We start from the raw sequence: 24,937 nt of genomic DNA on the forward strand, positions 1-24,937 counted from the left end.
CCAAGGGCTAGGCTGATGGGTTAGTCGAATACCCTGAAAGATAGGAAGATGGGGATCAAAAAACCAAGACCCTTCCTGGTCACTAGTTTGTGAAACAAAGTAATTCATCCCAAAAGGCACTCCAGCGTAAGGTAGTGTATTTCCCCGAGAAAAGGCATGCTTGCTCGCGGTGCCAAAGCGGGTATCAATGGTTTCAAGTATAGGTTTCATAGCGATTTCCTTCAGTAGTTTTCTACATTATATCAGAAAAAGGATACTTTTAGAAAATGACTTCAAAATATAACAATTTTGTAGAATAATGACTAACATTTGTGTATATATTTTCTGGGCTAAAAGCTATATACTGAAAATGAAAATTTGTTTGAAAGAGGCAAAATAGTTTATGGTTTATTCAAAAGAAATTGTCAGAGAGTGGCTAGATGAGGTAGCGGAGAGTGCCAAAGAACATCCTGAATGGGTGGATGTCTTTGAGCGTTGCTATACAGACACTTTAGACAATACAGTTGAAATTTTAGAAGACGGCTCGACCTTTGTGCTAACTGGGGATATCCCAGCTATGTGGCTTCGGGACTCGACTGCTCAGCTTAGACCATACCTTCATGTGGCAAAAAGAGATCCTCGTTTGCGCCAGACCATTGCTGGTTTGGTTAAACGCCAGATGACTTTGATTCTCAAGGATCCCTATGCCAACTCTTTCAATATTGAGGAGAACTGGAAGGGTCACCACGAGACCGACCATACAGATCTCAATGGCTGGATTTGGGAACGTAAGTATGAAGTGGATTCGCTTTGCTACCCATTACAGTTGGCTTATCTCCTTTGGAAAGAAACTGGCGAGACTAGTCAGTTTGATGAGACTTTTGTTACAGCGACCAAGGAGATTCTCCATCTCTGGACGGTGGAACAAGACCACAAGAACTCACCATACCGTTTCGTCCGTGATACCGATCGTAAGGAAGACACCTTGGTAAATGACGGCTTTGGTCCTGACTTTGCCGTGACAGGAATGACCTGGTCAGCCTTCCGTCCAAGTGATGACTGCTGTCAGTACAGCTACTTGATTCCATCAAATATGTTTGCGGTGGTTGTTTTGGGTTATGTCCAAGAAATCTTTGCAGAATTGAATCTAGCTGATAATGAAAGCATCATTGCAGATGCAAAACGCCTGCAAGCTGAAATCCAAGAAGGGATCGAAAATTATGCCTACACCACTAACAGCAAGGGCGAGAAGATCTATGCCTTTGAAGTGGATGGTCTAGGAAATGCTAGCATCATGGATGACCCTAACGTACCAAGTTTGTTAGCTGCTCCATATCTTGGTTACTGTGATGTCAATGACGAAGTGTATCAAGCAACTCGTCGCACCATTCTCAGCCCTGAAAATCCCTACTTCTACCAAGGTGAATACGCTAGCGGTCTCGGAAGCTCTCATACCTTCTATCGTTATATCTGGCCGATTGCCCTATCAATTCAAGGCTTAACAGCTACAGATAAAGCTGAGAAAAAATACTTGCTAGACCAACTAGTTGCATGTGATGGCGGAACAGGTGTTATGCACGAAAGCTTCCACGTAGATGATCCGACTCTCTACTCTCGTGAATGGTTCTCATGGGCCAACATGATGTTCTGCGAATTGGTCTTGGATTACCTAGATATTCGCTAATGAGCCTTAGCTCAATAGGTTCTTGCAAAGAATCACAAATATATTTTTAAATTTAAGTTAGAATGAGGTTTTACTCATGGAAAATGTTGTTGTACATATCATCTCTCACAGTCACTGGGATCGTGAGTGGTATCTACCTTTTGAAAGTCACCGTATGCAATTGGTGGAACTTTTTGACAATCTGTTTGATCTTTTTGAAAATGATCCTGAGTTCAAGAGCTTCCACCTAGATGGACAAACCATTGTCCTCGATGACTATTTAGAAATTCGCCCTGAAAACCGTGACAAGGTGCAGCGTTATATCGACGAAGGCAAATTGAAGATTGGGCCTTTCTATATCTTGCAGGATGATTACTTGATTTCCAGTGAAGCTAATGTCCGCAATACCTTGATTGGACAAGCGGAATGTGCCAAATGGGGCAAATCTACTCAAATTGGTTATTTCCCAGATACTTTTGGAAATATGGGGCAGGCTCCTCAAATCCTTCAAAAATCAGGTATTCACGTAGCAGCCTTTGGTCGCGGTGTCAAGCCAATCGGATTTGACAATCAAGTCCTTGAAGATGAACAGTTTACCTCTCAATTTTCTGAGATGTACTGGCAAGGTGCTGATGGTAGCCGTGTACTCGGTATTCTCTTTGCTAACTGGTACAGTAACGGGAATGAAATTCCAGTGGATAAAGATGAGGCCTTGGTTTTCTGGAAGCAAAAATTAGCAGATGTGCGTGCCTACGCTTCGACCAATCAATGGTTGATGATGAACGGTTGTGACCACCAGCCTGTACAGAGAAATATTAGTGAAGCGATTCGTGTGGCAAATGAACTCTTCCCAGACGTGACCTTTATTCACAGTTCTTTTGATGAATATGTTCAAGCACTGGAAAGTGCCCTTCCTGAACACCTATCAACGGTGACAGGTGAGTTAACCAGTCAGGAAACGGATGGTTGGTATACTCTTGCCAATACTTCTTCTTCACGCGTTTACCTCAAACAAGCCTTTCAAGAGAATAGCAACTTGTTAGAGCAGGTCGTGGAACCATTAACGATTCTTACTGGCGGTCATAACCACAAGGACCAATTGACCTATGCTTGGAAAGTACTTCTGCAAAATGCACCGCACGATAGTATCTGTGGTTGTAGTATTGATGAAGTTCACCGTGAAATGGAAACTCGTTTTGCAAAGGTTAATCAAGTCGGGAATTTTGTTAAGACTAACCTTCTCAACGAGTGGAAGAGCAAGCTAGCTACTCAAAATGCGCAAAGCGACCACCTCTTTACCGTTGTCAACACAGCTTTACATGACAAGGTTGATACAGTTAGTGTTGTAGTGGATGTTGTGACTTGTGATTTTAAAGAATTGCATCCGACTGAAGGTTACAAGAAGATGGCAGCCGTGACCTTACCAACCTACCATGTTGAAGATTTGGATGGCCATGTCCTTGAAGCCAAGATTGAAGACTTGGGAGCAAGTTTTGGCTATACTTTGCCTAAGGATAAATTCCGCCAACCCTATATTGCTCGCCAAGTGCGCGTGACAATCCCAGTTCACCTTGCTCCTCTTTCTTGGGCAAGTTTCCAATTGGTTGAAGGTCAAGTAGATTACCGAGATGGTATTTATCAAAATGGAGTCATTGATACACCATTCGTAACTGTCAGTGTAGATGAAGGAATCACAGTCTATGACAAGACAACAAACGAAGCCTACGAAGATTTCATCCAATTCGAGGACCGTGGAGATATTGGTAACGAGTACATTTACTTCCAGCCGAAAGGAACTGAGCCAATTTATGCTCAACTGAAAGGTTATGAAGTCTTAGAAAACAATGCTCGCTATGCCAAAATCTTGCTCAAACATGACTTGACTATTCCAGTTAGTGCAGATGAAAAATTGGATGCGGAACAAAGAGGTATCATCGAGTTCATGAAACGGGATGCAGGTCGTTCAGAAGAGTTGACAACCATTCCTCTTGAAACGGAGATGACCGTCTTTGTGGACAATCCACAGATTCGCTTCAAGACTCGCTTTACTAACACAGCCAAGGATCACCGCATCCGTCTCTTGGTGAAAACTCATAATACTCGTCCAAGCAATGCTTCTGAAAGCATCTATGAAGTTGTGACAAGACCAAATAAACCAGCAGCTTCTTGGGAAAATCCTGAAAATCCACAACACCAACAAGCTTTTGTCAGCTTGTATGATGATGTAAAAGGAGTGACAGTATCTAATAAAGGATTGCACGAGTATGAAATCCTTGGAGATGACACCATGGCTGTAACCCTTCTTCGTGCTTCAGGCGAACTTGGTGACTGGGGTTACTTCCCAACGCCGGAAGCTCAGTGCTTGCGTGATATCGAAGTTGAATTTGCAGTAGAATGTCACCAAGCAGGGGAACGCTTCTCAGCTTTCCGTCGTGCCAAAGCCTTTCAGGTGCCATTTACAGCTCTTCAAGTTGCAAAACAAGAGGGTAGCGTTGCAGCAACGGGTAGCCTCTTTAACAATCCGGCACTCAGTTTGCCACAAGTCTGCCCAACAGCCTTTAAGGTGGCTGAGAATGAAGAAGGTTATGTCCTTCGTTACTACAACATGAGTCAAGAAAATATCCGTGTGTCTGAAAAACAACAAACCATTCTTGACTTGTTGGAACGCCCATACCCAGTCCATTCAGGACTATTGGCACCACAGGAAATTCGTACAGAATTCATTCAAAAAGAAGAAATTTAATTTCAAAAAGAAAACATAAACAGAAAGGAGGAGCGAAAAAGTAAGAACCAACTACTGACTCGCTCCTTTTTACAGGTGAAAGCAATGACCATTGCAACAATTGATATCGGAGGGACTGGCATTAAGTTTGCTAGTCTAACTCCTGATGGAAAGATTTTAGATAAGACCAGCACCCCAACTCCAGAAACTCTAGAAGATTTATTGGCTTGGTTGGACCAACGCTTGTCAGAACAGGACTATCGTGGGATTGCTATGAGTGTTCCAGGAGCGGTCAATCAAGAAACAGGAGTGATCGAGGGAATTAGTGCCATTCCTTATATTCATGGTTTTTCTTGGTACCAGGCCCTTTCTCATCACCAACTCCCTGTCCATCTAGAAAATGATGCCAACTGTGTTGGACTTAGTGAACTGCTAGCTCATCCTGAGATTGAAAATGCAGCCTGTGTTGTGATTGGTACAGGGATTGGTGGAGCCATGATTATCAATGGAAAGCTTCACCGAGGTCGTCATGGCTTGGGCGGTGAGTTTGGCTACATGACAACCATCGAACCAGCAGAAAAACTCAATAACTGGTCACAACTAGCTTCTACAGGAAATATGGTTCGTTATGTGATTGAAAAATCAGGTCAGTCAGACTGGGATGGCCGTAAGGTTTATCAAGAGGCTGTAGCAGGCAATGCCCTTTGTCAAGAAGCTATTGAGCGCATGAATCGTAATCTAGCTCAAGGACTACTCAATATCCAGTATCTGATTGATCCAGATGTCATTAGCCTAGGTGGCTCTATCAGTCAGAACCCAGATTTTATCAAAGGGGTGCAAAAAGCGGTAGACGTCTTTGTGGAAAGATATGAAGAGTATACAATTGCGCCAGTCATCCAAGCCTGCACCTATCAGGCAGATGCCAATCTCTACGGTGCCCTTGTCAACTGGTTACAGGAGGAAAACCAATGGTAAGATTTATAGGACTTAGTCCCAAACAAGCCCAAGCTGTTGAAGCATTAAAAAATCACATTTCTCTATCAGATGTAGAAGTGGCAGTCACCCAGTCTGATCAATCTTCTATTTCTATCAAGGGTGAGGGCGGAAACTATCAATTGACTTATCGCAAACCTCATCAGCTTTACCGTGCCTTATCGGTTCTCGCAACAGCATTAGCAGAAGGTGATAAGGTGGAGATTGAGGAGCAAGCGGCTTATGAAGATTTAGCCTACATGGCGGATTGTTCCCGTAATGCGGTTCTAAATGTTGCATCAGCCAAACAGATGATTGAAGTCTTGGCTCTCATGGGTTATTCAACCTTTGAGCTCTACATGGAAGACACCTATCAGATTGAAGGGCAACCCTATTTTGGTTATTTCCGCGGGGCTTATTCAGCTGAAGAATTACAAGAAATTGAAGCCTACGCCCAGCAGTTTGACATGAATTTTGTACCTTGTATTCAGACCTTGGCCCACTTGTCAGCCTTTGTCAAATGGGGTGTCAAAGAAGTGCAAGAACTCCGTGATGTAGAGGACATTCTCCTCATCGGCGAAGAAAAAGTTTACGACCTAATCGACGGCATGTTTGCTACTTTGTCTAAGCTACAAACTCGCAAGGTCAATATCGGCATGGACGAAGCTCACTTGGTTGGTTTAGGGCGTTATCTTATCCTGAACGGTGTGGTGGATCGGAGTCTCCTCATGTGTCAACACTTGGAGCGCGTGCTGGATATCGCAGACAAGTATGGCTTCCACTGCCAGATGTGGAGCGACATGTTCTTCAAGCTCATGTCAGCAGACGGCCAGTACGACCGTGAGGTGGAAATTCCAGAGGAAACGCGTGTTTACCTAGATCGTCTCAAAGACCGTGTCACCTTGGTTTATTGGGATTATTATCAGGATAGCGAAGAAAAATACAACCGCAACTTCCGGAATCACCACAAGATTAGCCAGGATATCGCCTTTGCAGGTGGTGCTTGGAAGTGGATTGGTTTCACACCACACAACCATTTCAGTCGTCTCATCGCTATCGAAGCAAACAAAGCCTGCCGTGCCAATCAGATCAAAGAAGTCATTGTGACTGGATGGGGAGACAATGGTGGTGAAACAGCCCAGTTCTCTGTCCTACCAAGTTTGCAAATTTGGGCAGAACTCAGCTACCGAAATGATTTAGAGCGTTTGTCTGCTCATTTCAAGACCAATACAGGTCTATCGGTTGAGGACTTTATGCAGCTTGATTTGGCCAATCTTTTACCAGACCTACCAGATAATCTCAGTGGTATCAATCCCAACCGCTACGTCTTTTATCAGGATGTTCTCTGTCCAATTCTTGATAAGCACATGACTCCTGAACAGGACAAGCCTCACTTTGCCCAAGCAGCTAAAACTCTCTCTGACATTAAAGAGAAAGCTGGGAACTATGCCTATCTCTTTGAGACTCAGGCCCAGTTGAATGCTATTTTAAGTGGCAAGGTTGATGTGGGACGACGCATTCGTGAGGCTTATCAAGAGGATGATAAAGACAGCTTGCAACAAATCGCTAGAGAAGAACTGCCAAAACTCAGAAGTGAGATTGAAAACTTCCACAAGCTCTTTAGCCACCAATGGTTGAAAGAAAACAAGGTCTTTGGTTTGGATACGGTCGATATCCGCATGGGTGGGCTCTTGCAACGCATTAAGCGAGCAGAAAGCCGTATCGAAGATTATCTAGCTGGTTCTATCTCTCGTATTGACGAACTAGAAGTAGAGATTCTTCCATTTACTGACTTCTACGCAGACAAGGACTTCGTAGCTACAACAGCCAACCAATGGCATACCATTGCGACAGCTTCGACCATTTATACGACCTAGAAAAACTCTATTCAGGAAGAAAGTTTCTCGTGAAACACACTTCTTATTATAAAAAAGTTCTCCACATAAAATAATTTGTGGAGTTTTTTCTATAATTAGTAGTTTAAACTATCCTTAAAATAGGAGTATACTATTTTTGTAAACGTTATCAAGTCTAAAAATTGTGAGATTATCAAGTTTTAGAAAAATAAAAAGGGAGGAAATTATGAACAAGTTTTCAAAAACTTTGAGAGATAATTGGATATTTCTCTTAATGGTTTTACCAGGGACACTTTGGTTGATCTTATTCTTCTACATCCCAGTATTTGGAAATGTGGTTGCCTTCAAAGACTACCATATGACTGGTGAAGGATTCGTTCACAGTATTATAAATAGTAAATGGGTTGGACTAGATAACTTCAGATTCTTATTTAGTTCAAAAGATGCCTTTGTCATCACTCGAAACACTGTCCTTTACAACCTTGGATTCATCTTTATTGGTTTGATCGTATCGGTTGGGATTGCCATTATCCTTAGTGAACTTCGCTCTAAGCAAATGGTTAAAATCTACCAAACTTCTATGTTATTCCCTTACTTCCTATCTTGGGTTATCATCAGTTTCTTTACAGATGCTTTCCTAAATATCGATAAAGGGCTTATCAATCACACCTTAGAAGCTCTTGGTATGAAGGGAATTAACTTCTACGCTGACATCAGTATCTGGCCTTATCTTCTCCTCTTCCTAGGAATTTGGAAAGGCTTTGGATACAGTAGTGTTATGTACTATGCAACAATCATGGGTATTGATCCAACCTACTACGAAGCAGCGACAGTGGACGGTGCTAGCAAATGGCAACGTATCCGCAACGTAACCATCCCTCAGTTAACACCACTTGTGACAGTATTGACCATCCTTGCAGTCGGAAACATCTTCCGTGCAGACTTCGGTCTCTTCTACCAAATCCCTCACAATGCTGGTCAGCTCTATAGCGTAACAAACGTATTGGACGTCTACGTCTTTAACGGTTTGACTCAGACAGCAGATATCGGTATGGCATCAGCAGCCGGTCTCTATCAGTCAGTCGTTGGTTTGATTCTGGTTATTCTATCAAACTTACTTGCAAGACGTGTTGATCCTAACTCAGCACTATTCTAGAAAGGAGGAGCATATGGCAAAAAAAATTCAAAAAGAAAAAATTGATAATGTTGGCATACACTCCTTCAGCAAGAAAGCAGATATCTTCTTTAGTATCATTTCTGGTTTGCTGGCCTTCTCTTGTATCTTGCCTTTCATCTTTGTAATCATTATCTCAGTTACAGATGAGAAGAGTATCGTTCAATATGGATATAGCTTCTTCCCATCACAGTTTGGATTAGATGGTTTTGAGTTTTTGGCTCAGTTCAAAGATAAGATTTTACAAGCGCTCTTTATCTCAGTGTTTGTGACAGTTGTCGGTACATTGACAAACGTCTTTATCACGACAACTTACGCTTATGCCATCTCACGTTCAACATTTAAGTATCGTAAATTCTTTACAATCTTCGCTCTTCTTAGTATGTTGTTCAACGCTGGTTTGGTACCAGGCTATATCGTAGTGACACAATTGCTTCACCTTGGTGATACCATTTGGGCCTTGATTGTTCCAATGCTTCTATCACCATTCAACATCATGTTGATGCGTTCTTTCTTCAAGAAAACCATCCCAGAAGCAATCCTCGAATCAGCTCGTATCGATGGAGCTAGTGAAGCTCGTATCTTCTTCCAAATCTGTTTGCCACTGTCACTACCAGGTATCGCAACGATTACACTATTGACAGCGCTTGGCTTCTGGAATGACTGGTTTAACGCCCTTCTTTACATCAAGAGTGATAACTTGTATCCGTTGCAATATTTGCTCATGCAAATCCAGAACAACATGGATTACATTGCTAAGTCAGTTGGTATGTCAGGACAACTTGCGGTTGCCCTACCAAAAGAAACAGGTCGTATGGCCATGGTCGTTGTTGCGACTGTTCCGATTGCGATCCTCTACCCATTCTTCCAACGCTACTTTGTAAAAGGTTTGACTATCGGTGGTGTTAAAGAGTAAGGATATTTAAGAAACAATGTTTCTTTTCTAACTCTGATTTTTCTGGCAAAGGAAAATTAAGAATCTAATTTTGTTAATAACTTTAAAAATAAAAAAAGGAGTTTTTATAATGAAAAACTGGAAAAAATATGCTTTTGCATCTGCTAGCCTTGTCGCTTTAGCTGCTAGCCTTGCAGCTTGTGGAAACCTTAAAGGAAACAACCAAAAAGCTGCTGAATCATCATCATCAGGTGATACAACTGTTATCAAAATGTACCAAATCGGTGACAAACCAGATAACTTGGATGAATTGCTAGAAAATGCAAACAAAATCATCGGAGAAAAGGTTGGCGCTAAATTGGATATCCAATACCTTGGTTGGGGTGACTACAGCAAGAAAATGTCAGTTATTACTTCATCAGGTGAAAACTATGATATCGCCTTTGCAGATAACTATGTCGTAAACGCTCAAAAAGGTGCTTATGCTGACTTGACAGAATTGTACAAGAAAGAAGGTGCTGAGCTTTACAAAGCGCTTGACCCAGCTTACATCAAAGGTAACACTATAAACGGTAAGATTTATTCTGTTCCAGTTGCAGCTAACGTTGCATCTTCACAAAACTTTGCTTTCAACGGCCCACTTCTTGAAAAATATGGAATTGATATCTCAGGTGTAACTTCATATGAAACACTTGAACCAGTATTGAAACAAATCAAAGAAAAAGCTCCAGACGTAATGCCATTCGCTGTTGGTAAAAACTTTATCCCATCAGAAAACTTTGACTACCCAGTTGCAAATGGTCTTCCATTCGTTATCGACCTTGAAGGTGACACTACTAAGATCGTAAACCGTTACGAAGTTCCTCGTTTCGTAGAACACTTGAAGACTCTTCACAAATACTATGAAGCAGGATACATTCCAAAAGACGTAGCAACAAGTGAAACTTCATATGACCTTACTCAAGATACTTGGCTTGTTCGTGAAGAAACAGTAGGACCAGCTGACTACGGTAGCAGCTTGCTTTCTCGTGTTGCTAACAGAGACATCCAAATCAAACCATTTACTAACTTCATCAAGAAAAACCAAACAACTCAAGTTGCAAACTTTGTAATCTCAAACAACTCTAAGAACAAAGAAAAAGCAATGGAAGTGTTGAACCTCTTGAACACTAACCCAGAACTCTTGAACGGGCTTGTTTATGGACCAGAAGGCAAGAACTGGGAAAAAGTTGCAGGTAAAGAAAACCGTGTTAAAGTCCTTGACGGATACAAAGGAAACACTCACATGTCAGGATGGAACACTGGTAACAACTGGATCCTTTACATCAACGAAAATGTTACAGATGAACAAATTGCACAATCTAAGAAAGACTTGGAAACTGCAAAAGAATCTCCAGCGCTTGGATTCATCTTCAACACTGACAACGTGAAATCTGAAATCTCAGCTATTACTAACACTATGCAACAATTCGATACAGCTATCAACACTGGTACTGTAGACCCAGAAAAAGCTATTCCAGAATTGATGGAAAAACTTAAATCTGAAGGTGCTTACCAAAAAGTATTGGATGAAATGCAAAAACAATACGACGAATTCTTGAAAAACAAAAAATCTTAAGATAGATTGATTTCGTGTATTCATTCCTAAAAAGAGCGATCACTGCCTTGTCTGGATATTTCCAGACGGGGTGGTGATTCTTTTTAGGGTAAGTGCATATAATTATCTGTATTTCTATCTAGATATTTGCTCTTACATATAACATTGGACGCAGACACATGAAAAAATACCATCTACTCTTTAAAATCAGTGCAATCTTATCTTACTTATTTTTCATATATGGACTCTCTCAGCTAACACTTGTGGTCCAAAATTACTGGCAATTTTCTTCTCAGATTGGGAATTTTTTCTGGATCCGAAACCTTGTCAGTCTTGTCTTTATTGGCCTCATGATTTGGATTTTAACCAAGGCAGGCCATGGATATCGTTTTGTTATTCCAAAGAAAAAATGGCTATGGTATACAGTTTTGACGGTTTTCGTAACTGTACTTTGCATATCTTTTAATTTTCAAACGGCAAGACATGTACAGTCAACCTTTGAAGGCTGGGCTGTACTAATCGGCTATAGTGGGACAAATTTTGCTGAGTTGGGTCTCTACCTGACCTTATTTTTCCTAGGTCCTCTGATGGAAGAGTTGATTTATAGGGGTTTGTTCCAACACGCCTTCTTTAAAGATTCGAAGCTTGGACTTGACCTGATTCTTCCTTCGGTTTTGTTTGCTCTTCCTCACTTTTCTAGCTTTCCAAATTTCTTAGATATTCTTGTTTTTTCGACATTTGGAGTATGTTGTGCTGGATTAACTCGTTATACCAAGAGTATCTATCCTAGCTATGCAGTCCATGTGATTAATAATATTGTCGCAACCTTACCATTTTTGTTAACTTTTCTTCACCGAATATTTAGTTGAAACAAGATCTGAAAATGGTCTTGTTTTCAATTTTCAGTCAAATAAATTGCATTCGCTTTCTTGGGGGAGTATACTGGTATAGTTGAATGAAAAATTCTGATAATTTAATCTTAGAAAAGAGAATCAATCTTATGTCAAAAGATATTCGTGTCTTACTATACTACCTTTATACTCCAATTGAAAATGCAGAGCAATTTGCTGCAGACCACTTGGCTTTCTGTAAATCAATCGGCCTCAAAGGTCGTATCCTAGTCGCTGATGAAGGGATCAACGGAACCGTTTCTGGTGACTACGAAACAACGCAAAAATACATGGACTACGTTCACAGCCTTCCAGGGATGGAAGACCTCTGGTTCAAGATTGACGAAGAAAGTGAGCAAGCCTTCAAGAAGATGTTCGTTCGCTACAAAAAGGAAATCGTTCACCTTGGTTTAGAGGATGAGAACTTTGATAACGACATCAATCCTCTTGAAACAACAGGTGCTTACTTGTCACCAAAAGAATTCAAAGAAGCCCTTCTTGACGAAGATACTGTTGTCCTTGACACACGTAACGATTACGAGTACGATCTTGGTCACTTCCGCGGAGCTATCCGTCCAGACATCCGCAACTTCCGTGAATTACCACAATGGGTTCGTGATAACAAGGAAAAATTCATGGACAAGCGCGTCGTAGTTTACTGTACTGGTGGAGTCCGCTGTGAGAAATTCTCAGGTTGGATGGTACGTGAAGGTTATAAAGATGTCGGTCAATTGCATGGAGGAATTGCGACTTACGGGAAAGATCCAGAAGTTCAAGGGGAACTTTGGGATGGGAAAATGTATGTCTTTGACGAACGTATTGCAGTCGATGTCAACCATGTCAATCCAACCATTGTAGGGAAAGATTGGTTTGATGGAACACCATGTGAACGCTATGTCAACTGTGGAAATCCATTCTGTAACCGCCGTATCTTGGCATCAGAAGACAACGAAGACAAATATCTTCGTGGTTGCTCACACGAGTGTCGTGTTCACCCACGTAATCGCTATGTTTTAGAACATGAATTGACACAAGATCAAGTCATCGAGCGTCTAGCAGAAATTGGTGAGAGCCTAGATCATTCTGAAGTTGTATAATAAACATTAACAGTCCTAAAGGGCTGTTTTTCTATGCTTTTGACTAAAAAATCTTAAATTTGTTTCTGCATCTTTCAGGAAAATGGTGTATACTATATGTAAACGATTTCAAAGGAGACCATTTATGGTGAAAACATTTTTTATTCCCAATAAACAAAGTATTTTAGGACAACAGGAGATTCTTACAGCTAAGTCAGTCTTGGCCTTGGTAGATGGCTTAGAGTCACATAGTTATGATGCTGTCTACCTCCGTCAACCCCTCAATCGCCTTGAGTATATCGAGTGTGGAATCGTAGGCAAGTCTCAATTTCTCTTTAAAGTTCGTTATGCAGATGCTCAAAAAGGCTATCAAGTGATCATTCCTGACCTGATTACAAGAGCTGACTGGGAGATTGTAGAAGGGCTCTTGCGGGCTTTGTCTAGCAAGGTTGGTGAAGCGGTTGAAGGCTTGGCAGACTTTGATTTGGAAAACTATTTCCAAGAAACGGTTAAGAACTATCTAGCGGATAAGGATGCTCGTTTGGCCTTTTGCCAAGGAATTCTATCAACTATTTACTTTGATAAGAAGGATTTGGAAGGTTTCTTGGAAGAAGATGGCTTGGCACGTTTTGAAGAGCTAGTTAAGAGAGTTCAAGGGTCAGATGCTTATCCTTCCAGCGCTAAATTTTATCCAGATGGTGAGGGTAAAGTTCATGGCATCTACCATCTAGCCCAGGGAGTTAAGACTGTTTTGCCGAAAGGGCCTGTTGTTCCTGCTCCTTACATTGAGCAGTTGGCTGGTAAGAACCTTATCTGGGAGATTGACTTGGTGAAAATATCTGGAGATGGTTCTAAACCTGAAGACTATGAAGCAGTAGCCAGACTAGATTATGCAAGATTATTAGAAGCTCTTCCAAAGGAACTTTGTCAGGATTTGGATGCCAACCAAATAGTGGTAGGACCTGTTTTAGGGGAAGATTTTGAAGCATTAGCAACTGAAAAATAAAACAAGCCGTTCGGCTTGTTTTTGTGTACAAAAAATCCTGTCAAGAGCTGACAGGATTTTATCTTACATAAAAGCTAGGATTCGGAGATAATCAAAAACCAGTGCCATTTCTGCTAGGAAAAAGAGAAATAGGATGCTTCCGTTGACTAGGAAGGCCAAGAGAAGGCGATAGAAGGAGTCGGTTTGGCTATCTTTACTTGGTCTTGAGATGGTATAGAGGTTGGCAAGAAGTGCCATACCAATGCTAATGAGGCAAAGAAGAGCTGCAAAACGTAGACTATTAAAGAAGGCAAAGAAACTCGCAATACCCGTGAGCAGGATAGGAAGGGCGAAGAGTCTGCTATACTCTTGCAAGGCTTTTTCCAGTGTCCAGTTACGGTCTTGGTCGACAAAGCGTTTGACTACAAATCCACCCATGAGGATTGAAAAGAAGAAGAGACTTGTAGCTACCAAGATAGAGAAGATAGAAAAGAGATTCAGTGAAGGGAAATGCTGGAGAGCTTTAGAGTCGATGGCTGCCATATGGCCGTAGTAGGCTTGCTTGATGTGATAGATGCTAAAGAAGAAACTCGTAGCAGAAAAGATAGATAGGAGCGCAAAGGCGGTATAACTGTGTTTTTTATCTGTGTAAACACTAGAGGTCGGTTCTTTAATAGCACCCTGTAACCAAGTCCAAAATTCAGCCATTTCTTCCCTAAAAATTGCAGTTTTTGTAGGAACAGGGTCTGGGACAAATGGACTTTCCAAAGATTTGCTAGGCTGAGGTGCTTCCTTAACTGGTTTTTCTGCTTGGTCTGTCTTTGTTGCCAGTTCTTCTTGTTCTTCAGTCTCTACAGGTTCTTCTGACTTGTCTATCTTTTCTGTATTTTCCACGAGTTCTGCGTGTTCGTCATTCTCTACTTTTTCTAGGTCAGCTTCTTGTTCTTCAGGATTGACTTGAAGACTTTCTTCAACCACTGGCAACTCTTCTTTTTCTTTTAACTCTTCTTGGGGAATGACTGGGTCAGATGGATGTTCTTTTTTCTCATTGTTGGCTGTTTTCTCGAAATCAGCACTTTCGAACCATTCTTGAGTCATGATGGGACCTCCTTTTTATTTCTTGTTTGAGTAGTAATGATTAACTATTATTAATGATCTCTCGAATTGGGTGAGCGATCCGGTTCGTCTGGAATGTTGATATCTTGACCTGCCTTTGCGACGAGGAGATCTTGCGTATCTTTTTTTTCTGTTTTGTAAGGGTTCGCTAATGCTTCACCTTTACTACCTCCCGTAGGTATGTCACGTCTGTCTCGATGCCAACGATAGATATCACCATGTTCAGCAGAAAACTCAACATTGATTCGATCAAGTTCCTTTTGAGATAACTCGAGTGAGATATCTTTTCTTGCCTCGAATTCTACCTTACCGTGCACTTGGATGTCGTCAGCAGAGATATGTTCATGTTCTGTTTGGATACGGCTATCTGTTAGACTGGTTCCAAATACATTGACGATTCCAGCTGTGGTCAGTTGGCTATTTTTTATCTCGCTATTAGTGATACGAAGAAGATAGCCATTTGACTGGATCTTGGCATTGCTGACTTTTACATCGGCAATCGAAAGGACACCGTGGTCGACCTGGGCGGTTAGATCTTTTAATTCTCTTCCTTTTGGTAGTGATAGAACGACTTCATTATTGCGACTTGAGAATTCACTTGCGATAAATAGGATTCCCTCGATACTAGAACCTACAGAACGACGTGTCGTTGACTTGGTGTCAGAAATCTCAAGAGTTTTTTCTTTGATAGAATGCTGGAGGTTTTCTTTTTCAGAGATGGTCGGGTGATACTGAAGGTGAATCTTGTCATCGCTAGATTCTCTAATGACCAACGAATGTTCTGTCAGTGACATGTGAAGATTTTCAATATCTTGATCAAAAACGAGCTCTTCCATTCGGCTCTCAAAAACTGGTTTTTGTGACATTGCAAGGAGGCCTCTGATACCGTCTGTTTGGATGCCGATGATCATCATGGCAAAACCGATGATACTAGTAACAACACCAAAGATAAGAAATCCTTTTGTTAATTTACGCATGACTTTCACCTCTCTTTCCTCTATTAAGAATCCACTGAATAAGTCGAAGGATTAGTAATCCAAAGAAACGTGTTACATAGGACGTTGCCAGCAGAACTAAAGATGAAGCTCCAATAGCTAGCAAACCTCCACCAAAAATTAGCATAAAAGCAGATGTCGATTCAGCCAGAACGTAGAAGCTTTCAAATAGGAGAACGCCTCCTAGGATTAGTCCAGCAGCTGATACAGCAAAGAAGGCTAAAAGTACACTAACCGTAGCGATAAAAATCCCGATGATAGCCATGAGAAGACCAATCCCGACTGGAATCCCAATAGGTGCAGCCAGAAGTGCGAGGATTGCGATTTGTAAAACCTGACGGTTGTTCTTATTGGAATTTTCTTCGTTGATTTTTTTATCAAGAAGTGTAGTCAGGATGTCATGGGCAGCCTCTTTTGGACTTCCCAGGCTAGCTATGAGTTCTTCCTCACCTTCTGGACCAGCATCATCAAAGAGTTCTTTGAAGTAGTCCATGGCTTCGATGCGATCAGATTGAGGAAGCTTCATCAGATAGGCTTCAAGCTGATTCAAATATTCAGTTCTTGTCATGGCGAATGCTCCCTTCTATGATGCCGTTGATAGTGTCAGTGTAGAGTGTCCACTCTTCTCTGAGTACAAATAGTTGCTCCTCCCCAATCTCTGTTAAGGAGTAGTATTTCCGCATCCGACCTTGGTATTCGCGAGAGTATGTAGTCAGATAGCGGTTGGTATCCAGTTTTTTCAAGATGGGGTAGAGGGTAGATTCCTTGATTTTGGCAATGAGTTTAATGGTTTGGCTAATCTCATAACCATAGGAATCCCCTTGTTCTAGGATGGCCAAGATGAGAAATTCAATCAAGGCCGCTGATGTTGGGAAATACATGGGGCACCTCCTTTTTTAGTATGTAAAAATTTTATATATAATTATTCTACACATACATCATACATCTATTTGTAAGCCCTGTCAAGTAATATGTGTAAAATTTTTATATATAAAAAATCTTCTAGCAAAAACTAGAAGATTGGAGGCTGTTTTGCATTACTTTGAGGCAATGCTTATCTGTAATCCTCATCATAAATGGGCGGAAGATAAAAATACTTGTCTTCAATCTTGATTCTAGCACAGAGGATGCCGTTTTGATAGACATATCCATTAAATGGAGGATAGCTATCCAAGTTTTCTAGGATATTTTCAGGCAAAGAACTGAAATTGTAATCCCTCAAGGCATCAGAACCAATCAATCTTTCAGTCCGATAAACCTTGATTTCTTTGTCATATTTTTTGAGAAATTCTTCTCGTTTGCTTTCAAAGAGAGCCAAATCTCCGTCATCTAACTCGTAATAGCGTTCGTAACCAGCAATCCAAGAAATATAAACACACAGTAAAGATTTTTCTATCTCAGGAGAGTAGCCAATTGTAAAGTAATTCTCTTTGTCGACCTGCCGATTTTCGACTGTGATAGTCTGTATAAAGTTAGTCATGATAATCTCCGTTTCAAGAATGAACTAGAAAGGTTTCTCATTTAAAAATCTTTTAGCTCATCAAAGATTTCTATAAATTTTTCTTTGTCCATCCCTAAATCTTCAGGTAGTAAATCTAAGATCTCAACTAGGGCACTATAGATATCCTCTCTCTCGATTGTTTCAATAAAACAGTTACGTTTGTCCATTTTATTGAAACCTTGAGTATATTCTCTTATGAGAACTTCTACGTTTGTCATAGTGTTCTCATTGGGGTTTTCTAGAAGCTTTATAAGGCTTGCTCTAGTCTTTCTATATAGAGAGGCTGCTTTTTTTGCATTTGCGGTTGAAATATTTTCTTGTCCATCCCATGAGCGAAATGGATTATCTAGGTTTTGGGCTAGCCATTCAGCTTTCCTCGGTTTTGTTATCCAAAGATTCAGTCCCTTGTCCTGCAGTTTTTTATAATATTTTTTGGCTACTTTAGCTGCATCTTCTGGTAAGCTACTCATCCAAAACATGCTTAATTGAGGTAAATCTTCTGGTTTTGGGATATCCTCTGCAGTAAAGCCAAACAAATCAACGGTTGAAAAATTGACTAACTCTTTGAACTCTGATAATTTATGGAAATTAAGAATATGACCAGGTTTCCCCCACAATCTCAATTCCCTAAGCCTTGGATAGTTATTCAAGATTTGTGCAAAGTCTATTTCAAGGATGTTCGAACAATGGATGGCTCCTAAATCTTTTAATCCCAGTACCCTAGGTAGAGAACTATCAAGTTGTAATCGTAAGCTGGCTCCATGGTCCTTTACAAGTATCTGACAATTGTCGCTCATGTCTCCTAATAAGACTAGCTCCTCCAAATCATCGTTCAGTCTAAGTTCCTCTACGCCTGTCAAATCAATGGAAAGCCGATGTATGGATGTCTTAGAAAAATCCAGTTTTGTTTGTCCATGATTTTCAAGAACTAGTTCTGTAATAAAAGGAGTTGACTGTAAATATTCATATAAATTTTTGTGCCATCTCGTTAATGCCAATTTAGATAAACAAGGAAAGACCTTTAATTCTAATGCGTCTTCAAAAGGCGTCCACTCGTCATTGATATTGTGTTTAGAAATACGGCACTCATTTCCTGCAAATGAAACTTTTTCCTTGCTTTTATCTGCTTTCTTAAATAAATCTCTTTTTTCTTTTGGTATTTCTTGCCATTTCACTTGCCTATAAATATCGTAACCATTTCCCCAAAACATAGCATAAGTATTGGTGCTTTCAGTTGTTAATGGTGTTGTATTACCAATAAAAATATAATTTGACGGTACATGAATATCAACATTACTAAGATGTAAGTTTCTTTCCCAGTACATAAAATCTATATAGAGTGGCTTCAAAGAAGATAGTTCTTCTTCTCTAAGAGGTTGTTCTCCTGACCAGTCTAATGACAGTAGGACGGCCTGCGACTTTTTCTCCCCCTCTTCGATTTTGGTTATCTGGCAAGCTATGTATTTTTTTAGATGGAAATTGTAAACACAATAGACGTCGCCTGCTTTTGCTAGCATATAAATTTCTCATTAAATGTTACTACATTTTCAATAGTCTTTTTAGACTTTTAAATAAATACTTGTTTGTAATTGAGTTAAAACAAGTAAAGTTCTTTAAGGTTTTATTTTAGATAGATTTCTGGTTTCTCAATGACTGAGCCATCCTTCAATTTTGGGAATTGAAGGATTTTATGATGCAAAAGGTTAACCTCCTTGGAAGGTTTGATTGTTAGATATTCTAGCTTTATCAGATTAATGATTGAAGTTGCGTCCTTACTTTTTAGGATACCAGTAAAAAAGTTGAAATAGCGTAACTATGGTATATCATTTAAAAAGTTAGAGGAATCTACATGGATGTTTTTAGGGGCAAAACAATCCCCTTCAATTGAGAGAGTTTCGACTTCTTTGAGAGATAAATTGTATAGTTGTTTCCATCATGGTCTTCTTTATCAAATTTAAACGATAAATCTTCCTATGTATATTATAGCATGTTTTAGCTTAACGAAAGTCTTGTGAGGAGGCCTTTCAAACCTTTGTAAAAGAAAAAAGCCAGACAGATGTCTAGCTTGAAAAGTGAGTTTATTGTAGTAAATTCTAAAATTTTTTAGAGTATTTTATCCGCTCGATCCACCATAAAGAGGGCGATTGTCATGATGATATCAATTACTAGAAGAATCAGTACCGCTGGAACCCAAGACTGGAACATGTTAAAACTGTAACCAAAGAGAGTTGGTCCAAAGGCCGCTAGAATGTAACCACCGGTCTGGGCAAGACCAGACAATTGAGCCGTCTTTTCAGGAGAGCTGGTTTTGATGGAGAAGCAAACCATGAGATAAGGGAAAAGAGCGCTACAGGCAGTACCAATCAAGAGATGGGCAACCAACCAATACAAGAAACTGTTGCTCGGGTATAGAAGCATGGCAATTCCTAACATACCAGCCAGAGAGATGATTGTTAACATGATTTGACGGTGACGATTTGACAAACGCGTCGTTAAACTTGGAATTGTCATCGAGAAGGGAATGCTAATTAGTGAAAAGATAGAGGCGAGAAGTCCAGCGTCTGTATGAGCTAATCCTGCACTAATTGCCATGGTTGGTAGCCAGGTCATACTGGTATAGAAGAGTAAGGACTGAAGTCCACCGAAGACAATAATAGCCCAAACTTGCTTGCTTTTTAGGATATTCTCTTTTTCTTTTTTCTCTTCATGCCCTTCTAGAAAATGATTGTGGCCATGGTTGGGGAACCAGACCAATAAGGTTAGCAGGCAGACCAAGGATAGGCAGAGGATCAGCCCCTTCCAAGATGTTGCCTGAGTAATGGGTACAGAGAGGTAGGAAGCTAGTGCTGTCGCGATTCCCATAGTCGTCACATAAACCGTTGTCAGGAAGCTAATCTTTTGTGGGTAGTTTGCCTGAATCATACTAGGAAGCAGTACGTTAAAAATAGCGACACTTGCTCCGATGAGTAAGGTTCCCAGATAGAGAAGGGGAAGATTGAAGATACGAATCACTGAACCGACGGTTAAGACGAGGAGACTATAGGTGAAAAGATGCTCAAGTCCAATTTTTTGAGCCAAACGCGTCGCAAAAGAGGAGAAAAGAGCAAACATCAAGAGAGGAAGGCTGGTCAAAACCCCAAGTGAACTGACTTCAACTCCTAAACCTTGAGCAATATCTCCCAAAACAGTTGGTAAGGCCGTAAAAGGAGCTCTTAAGACCGCTCCGATTAAGATAATTCCTAGAATAAAAAAGAGTGATCGTTTTTTTATGTGAACCTCAATAAGCTGATTTTAATAACAGCTTATTTTAAGGCTTTTTCCAATAGATGTCAAGATGGTGTGAGAAAATCCGCTCCTTAGTTGAGCGAAATCATGGGGAAAAAAGAAGGATAGATTTACTAGTTTTTTTCTGGGATTCAAATAAAAATAGGAAAGTCTGGGAATTTGTGATAAAATAGTGAAAGAAAATCTATACATTGGAGAACTGCTGTGTCTGAAAATCGGAAATTTAGTGTCTTGATGTCAGTCTATATCAAAGAAAATCCTACCTTTCTAGAAGAAGCGGTAGAGAGTATCTTACATCAAACGCTTAAGCCTAGTGAAGTGGTTATCGTTGAAGACGGTCCATTGACACCTGAACTATATCAAGTTTTGGATAAATTGACAGCACAGTCAAGTATTCCAATCAAACGTTGTCCACTGGAGCAAAACCGTGGCCTGGGCTTGGCACTACAGTATGGTGTTTTGCAGTGCCAGTATGACATCATTGCCCGTATGGATACGGATGATATTGCTGTTGAAGATCGTTTTGAACAGCAGTTTGACTTGATGGAAAAGGAAAACTTGGATCTACTAGGCGGTCATATTGCAGAATTCATCGATCAACCTGATGAAATTGTTTCTTACCGTCGTGTGCCGATTAAGCACGAAGAGATTATCGCCTACCAACGTATGAGAAGTGCCTTTAATCATATGACGGTTATGTTTAAAAAAGAGATGGTTCTTAAGGCAGGTAACTATGAAGATGGGCTCTATATGGAAGACGATTTGCTCTGGCTTAATATGATTAGCGCTGGTGCTCGGACTGGAAATGTGGATCAGATTCTTTGTAAGGTACGCGTGGGAGCGGGGATGTTTGAACGCCGTGGTGGCCTTCGCTATCTTAAACTCTATCGCCAGGCACGTCAAAGAATGCACGCGCGTGGACAAATTTCTTATGGTGAATATCTGAAAAGTGTTTTAATCCAAGTTGTCGTTGCCCTCTGTCCAGGCTTTTTGCGACAGTTTATCTTTTTAAAACTATTGAGAAAAAGTAAATAGCTCATCAGTTTTAAAAAAATGTCTTGTAATTACTAGAAAATGTGATTTTGTGTAGGAGGATACCATTCACATGAATAAAAAAATGACAGATTATGTAATTGATCTGGTTGAAGTGTTAAATAAACAACAAAAACAAGTCTTTTGGGGGATTTTTGATGCTGCCAGCATGATTTCCTCAATCATTGTTTCTTATATCTTGTTTTATGGATTGATCAATCCAGCTCCTGTGGACTATGTCATCTATACAAGCTTGACCTTCCTTTTCTATCAAATCATGATTGGATTCTGGGGGCTCAATGCTGGTATTAGTCGCTATAGCAAAATCACAGACTTTATGAAGATATTCATCGGAGTAAGTATCAGCAGTGTCTTGTCTTATGTTATTTGCTACGCTTTTCTACCACTCTTTTCTGTGCGCTTTATTGTCCTCTTTATCTTGTTGACAACCTTCTTGATTCTCTTCCCTCGTATCACTTGGCAGTTGATCTATTCTAGACGTAAAAAGGGTGATGGAGAAGGGGAACACCGTCGTACCTTCTTAATTGGTGCTGGGGACGGTGGAGCTCTCTTTATGAACAGCTACCAACATCCTACGAGTGATCTTGAGTTAGTCGGTATTTTGGACAATGATGAAAAGAAAAAAGGTCAGAAGCTAGGTGGTATCCCAGTTTTAGGTTCCTATGATCAATTGCCAGAATTGGCCAAACGTCATCAGATTGAGAAAGTCATTGTTGCGATTCCTTCTCTTGATCCGTCAGAGTATGAGCGTATCCTAAAAATGTGTAACCAACTTGGCTTGAAGTGTTATAAGATGCCCAAGATTGAGTCGGTTGTACAAGGATTGCATCCTCAGGTAGGTGGTTTCCAAAAAATCGATATTACGGACCTTTTGGGACGTAAAGAAATTCAACTAGATGAGTCACGCCTAGGCTCAGAAATTACTGGAAAAACCATCTTAGTAACAGGTGCAGGAGGTTCTATCGGGTCTGAGATTTGCCGTCAGGTTAGTCGCTTTAATCCAGAGCGCGTGGTTCTCTTGGGTCATGGGGAAAACTCCATTTATCTGATCTATCATGAATTGATTCGTAGCTTCCAAGGAATTGACTATGTTCCTGTGATTGCAGACATCCAAGACTACGATCGCTTGCTTCAAGTATTTGAGCAGTACCAACCAGCCATTGTTTACCATGCTGCTGCCCATAAGCACGTGCCAATGATGGAACGTAATCCAAAAGAAGCCTTTAAGAATAATATCCTCGGAACTTACAATGTTGCCAAGGCAGTTGATGCTGCTAAGGTACCGAAGATGGTCATGATTTCGACCGATAAGGCTGTTAATCCACCAAACGTAATGGGAGCTACCAAACGTGTGGCAGAGTTGATTGTTACAGGATTTAACCAACGTAGCCAGTCTACCTATTGTGCGGTTCGTTTTGGGAATGTTCTCGGTAGCCGTGGTAGTGTGATTCCAGTATTTGAGCGTCAGATTGCAGAGGGTGGTCCAGTGACTGTGACAGACTTCCGTATGACTCGTTACTTTATGACCATTCCAGAAGCTAGCCGTTTGGTGATCCATGCAGGAGCTTATGCTAAAGATGGGGAAGTCTTTATCCTTGATATGGGCAAACCAGTTAAGATTTATGATTTGGCCAAGAAAATGGTTCTTCTTAGTGGACGTACTGAAAATGAAATTCCGATTGTAGAAGTGGGGATTCGTCCAGGTGAGAAACTCTATGAGGAATTGTTGGTATCTACTGAATTAGTTGATAATCAAGTCATGGATAAAATTTTTGTTGGTAAGGTTAATGTCATGCCACTTGAAGTTATCAATCAAAAGATTGAAGAATTCCGTGCCTTGCAAGGTTCAGAGTTGAAGCAAGCTATTATCGGTTTTGCTAACGAAACAACTCACATTCATTAAAAAAGTAAAAAGGTATGATTCCTAGCTTCATGTTAGAGGTGAGTGGAATTATACCTTTTCTTGATAACTGCTACTCCTTTACCAATTTTTTGAACAAACTTGTCATTGTTGAACATTTATGGTAAACTAAATTTATACTATTTGAAAATCAAAGTAAATGAGGTCTGCATCGTTTGACTGTACTTAGATATGGTTTATAACGAACTTTCTAATTTGCTCTTTCATTTTCATTTCGTATGAATTAAAAAAATAGGGAGTAACTTATGATTAACGCATATAAGAATTTCTTTAAAGGTTATGTAGATTTTACAGGCTGTTCAACACGCTCAGAGTATTGGTGGATTTGGTTAACAAATATGATCCTCCTTGTCCCTTTTTACTCAGCATATTTTAAGGTGCTCGCAAATCCAAGAAATGAGGCGGCTCTTATGGCCTTGGGGGGAATTGCTATTATCTATATGATCTTCGGTATAGCACTTTTCTTACCTGGACTTGCATTGACAGTTCGTCGACTACGTGATGCTGGTTTCCACTGGGCTCTAATCTTTATCATTTTTATTCCGATGGTTGGACCTCTTGCTCTTTTAGTTTTGTTAGCCATGCCATCGAAACAAGTAGAAGTAGTAACCATCAATGAAACTGAAGAAGTTGTAGAAGTTTCACCATTCGAAGAATCAGACAAAAACTAAGAAGTTTAGGTTTTACAAGTGAAACTGTTTTAGAGTTTTCTTTATATTGTTAAGCAAATATCTAACACTCCCATATCTAAAAATAGATTTGGGAGTGTTTTAAAACTATGTGGATGCTTGCTGGTATACCATTGTTAAAAAGGAGAAATATCTTGTTTAGGGCTTATATAAATTTTTTAAAAGGTTATGTAGATTTTGTAGGACGCTCAACACGTCCAGAATATTGGTGGGTTTGGCTGATGAATCATATCTTGTTCCTACCCCTGTATATCCTTATCTTCAATGAAGAGATAAACCAAGGTCCTGCTCTGAACTTTACTTTAGTTATATTGGTTGTCAGTATTTATGCCATTTTGGCTCTACTCCTTTTGTTGCCTACTTTAGCGTTAAAGATTCGCCGTTTGCGTGATGGAGGTTTTCACTGGGCCTTTATCTTCCTTCACTTTGTTCCAATGGTCGGACGTTTTGCTCTATTAGTTCTGCTAGCCATGCCAAGTAAGGAAGTAGAAATAGTAACAATCAATAGACCTAAAGAAGTTGAAAGCGAAGAAGTTTCCCCTTTTGAATAATTGGACGAGTACGGGGA

21 protein-coding genes and 1 pseudogene are annotated in these 24,937 nt (G+C 40.3%); 14 read left to right on the plus strand and 8 right to left on the minus strand.

Annotated elements, in window-relative coordinates; all coding sequences use genetic code 11:
* A pseudogene (locus SINDD18_RS09035) lies at positions 1-210 on the minus strand (GH92 family glycosyl hydrolase); the annotation flags it as partial.
* Positions 211-382: 172 nt separating this feature from the next.
* Here SINDD18_RS09035 and SINDD18_RS09040 point away from each other — a divergent pair.
* The 10 genes from SINDD18_RS09040 to SINDD18_RS09085 all read left to right on the plus strand — a co-directional run bounded on the left by SINDD18_RS09040 (position 383) and on the right by SINDD18_RS09085 (position 13,830).
* Entirely contained in the window at positions 383-1,663 is a 1,281-nt protein-coding gene (locus tag SINDD18_RS09040; RefSeq protein ID WP_061863883.1) for a glycoside hydrolase family 125 protein, read from the plus strand.
* A 76-nt stretch (positions 1,664-1,739) separates the two neighbouring features.
* Positions 1,740-4,385: an alpha-mannosidase gene (locus SINDD18_RS09045; protein WP_061863884.1), complete on the plus strand. Its 2,646-nt coding sequence runs from the start codon at positions 1,740-1,742 to the stop codon at positions 4,383-4,385.
* A gap of 84 nt (positions 4,386-4,469) precedes the next feature.
* Entirely contained in the window at positions 4,470-5,339 is an 870-nt protein-coding gene (locus SINDD18_RS09050) for an ROK family protein (protein WP_061863885.1), read from the plus strand.
* Positions 5,333-7,213 (plus strand): beta-N-acetylhexosaminidase, encoded by a 1,881-nt coding sequence (locus tag SINDD18_RS09055; protein WP_061863886.1) that lies wholly within the window; start codon positions 5,333-5,335, stop codon positions 7,211-7,213. The genes SINDD18_RS09050 and SINDD18_RS09055 overlap by 7 nt, the downstream gene beginning before the upstream one ends.
* A 205-nt stretch (positions 7,214-7,418) precedes the next feature.
* A complete protein-coding gene (locus SINDD18_RS09060; protein WP_001032156.1) occupies positions 7,419-8,348 on the plus strand; it encodes an ABC transporter permease in 930 nt (309 codons plus the stop codon).
* A 13-nt stretch (positions 8,349-8,361) separates the two neighbouring features.
* Entirely contained in the window at positions 8,362-9,282 is a 921-nt protein-coding gene (locus SINDD18_RS09065; protein WP_006149055.1) for a carbohydrate ABC transporter permease, read from the plus strand.
* 109 nt (positions 9,283-9,391) lie between these two features.
* The gene (locus SINDD18_RS09070) at positions 9,392-10,879 is read left to right on the plus strand and encodes an ABC transporter substrate-binding protein (RefSeq protein WP_061863887.1); all 1,488 of its coding nucleotides are present in this window, start codon (positions 9,392-9,394) and stop codon (positions 10,877-10,879) included.
* A 158-nt stretch (positions 10,880-11,037) separates the two neighbouring features.
* Positions 11,038-11,727, plus strand: a complete 690-nt coding sequence (locus SINDD18_RS09075) for a CPBP family intramembrane glutamic endopeptidase (RefSeq protein ID WP_061863888.1) — start codon at positions 11,038-11,040, stop codon at positions 11,725-11,727.
* A 131-nt stretch (positions 11,728-11,858) separates the two neighbouring features.
* Positions 11,859-12,845: an oxygen-dependent tRNA uridine(34) hydroxylase TrhO gene (locus SINDD18_RS09080; protein WP_061863889.1), complete on the plus strand. Its 987-nt coding sequence runs from the start codon at positions 11,859-11,861 to the stop codon at positions 12,843-12,845.
* 124 nt (positions 12,846-12,969) lie between these two features.
* Positions 12,970-13,830, plus strand: coding sequence for a DUF4299 family protein (locus tag SINDD18_RS09085; RefSeq protein WP_061863890.1), 861 nt, complete (start codon positions 12,970-12,972; stop codon positions 13,828-13,830).
* Between the two features lie 63 nt (positions 13,831-13,893).
* Here the strand turns inward: SINDD18_RS09085 and SINDD18_RS09090 are convergent, their stop codons facing one another.
* From SINDD18_RS09090 to SINDD18_RS09120, 7 genes are all read right to left on the minus strand, one after another.
* A complete protein-coding gene (locus tag SINDD18_RS09090) occupies positions 13,894-14,907 on the minus strand; it encodes a DUF6574 domain-containing protein (protein WP_061863891.1) in 1,014 nt (337 codons plus the stop codon).
* A 50-nt stretch (positions 14,908-14,957) separates the two neighbouring features.
* Positions 14,958-15,902, minus strand: coding sequence for a DUF4097 family beta strand repeat-containing protein (locus tag SINDD18_RS09095; RefSeq protein ID WP_061863892.1), 945 nt, complete (start codon positions 15,900-15,902; stop codon positions 14,958-14,960).
* Positions 15,895-16,488 carry a DUF1700 domain-containing protein gene (locus SINDD18_RS09100; protein ID WP_061863893.1) on the minus strand — a complete coding sequence of 198 codons (594 nt, stop codon included), beginning with the start codon at positions 16,486-16,488 and terminating at the stop codon, positions 15,895-15,897. Before SINDD18_RS09100 ends, SINDD18_RS09095 begins: the two co-directional genes overlap by 8 nt.
* A complete protein-coding gene (locus SINDD18_RS09105) occupies positions 16,475-16,801 on the minus strand; it encodes a PadR family transcriptional regulator (protein WP_006149048.1) in 327 nt (108 codons plus the stop codon). The genes SINDD18_RS09100 and SINDD18_RS09105 overlap by 14 nt, the downstream gene beginning before the upstream one ends.
* Positions 16,802-16,974: 173 nt before the next feature.
* Positions 16,975-17,400 carry a hypothetical protein gene (locus SINDD18_RS09110; protein WP_061863894.1) on the minus strand — a complete coding sequence of 142 codons (426 nt, stop codon included), beginning with the start codon at positions 17,398-17,400 and terminating at the stop codon, positions 16,975-16,977.
* 41 nt (positions 17,401-17,441) lie between these two features.
* Positions 17,442-18,938 carry a hypothetical protein gene (locus SINDD18_RS09115; protein ID WP_061863895.1) on the minus strand — a complete coding sequence of 499 codons (1,497 nt, stop codon included), beginning with the start codon at positions 18,936-18,938 and terminating at the stop codon, positions 17,442-17,444.
* 586 nt (positions 18,939-19,524) lie between these two features.
* Positions 19,525-20,691, minus strand: coding sequence for a CynX/NimT family MFS transporter (locus tag SINDD18_RS09120; protein WP_061863896.1), 1,167 nt, complete (start codon positions 20,689-20,691; stop codon positions 19,525-19,527).
* A gap of 219 nt (positions 20,692-20,910) precedes the next feature.
* Here SINDD18_RS09120 and SINDD18_RS09125 point away from each other — a divergent pair, with 219 nt between their 5' ends.
* The 4 genes from SINDD18_RS09125 (at position 20,911) to SINDD18_RS09140 (ending at position 24,920) form a co-directional block, all read left to right on the plus strand.
* Positions 20,911-21,741, plus strand: coding sequence for a glycosyltransferase (locus tag SINDD18_RS09125; RefSeq protein ID WP_061863897.1), 831 nt, complete (start codon positions 20,911-20,913; stop codon positions 21,739-21,741).
* A 70-nt stretch (positions 21,742-21,811) separates the two neighbouring features.
* On the plus strand, positions 21,812-23,662 hold the full coding sequence (locus SINDD18_RS09130; RefSeq protein WP_061863898.1) for a nucleoside-diphosphate sugar epimerase/dehydratase: 1,851 nt from the start codon (positions 21,812-21,814) through the stop codon (positions 23,660-23,662).
* A 263-nt stretch (positions 23,663-23,925) separates the two neighbouring features.
* On the plus strand, positions 23,926-24,351 hold the full coding sequence (locus SINDD18_RS09135) for a DUF805 domain-containing protein (RefSeq protein ID WP_061863899.1): 426 nt from the start codon (positions 23,926-23,928) through the stop codon (positions 24,349-24,351).
* Positions 24,352-24,503: 152 nt separating this feature from the next.
* Complete coding sequence (locus SINDD18_RS09140; protein WP_081108301.1) at positions 24,504-24,920, plus strand: DUF805 domain-containing protein; 417 nt, start codon at positions 24,504-24,506, stop codon at positions 24,918-24,920.
* Positions 24,921-24,937 lie beyond the last annotated feature (17 nt).

The organism is Streptococcus infantis, from assembly GCF_001579645.1.
In the GTDB taxonomy this organism is placed as follows: domain Bacteria; phylum Bacillota; class Bacilli; order Lactobacillales; family Streptococcaceae; genus Streptococcus; species Streptococcus infantis_E.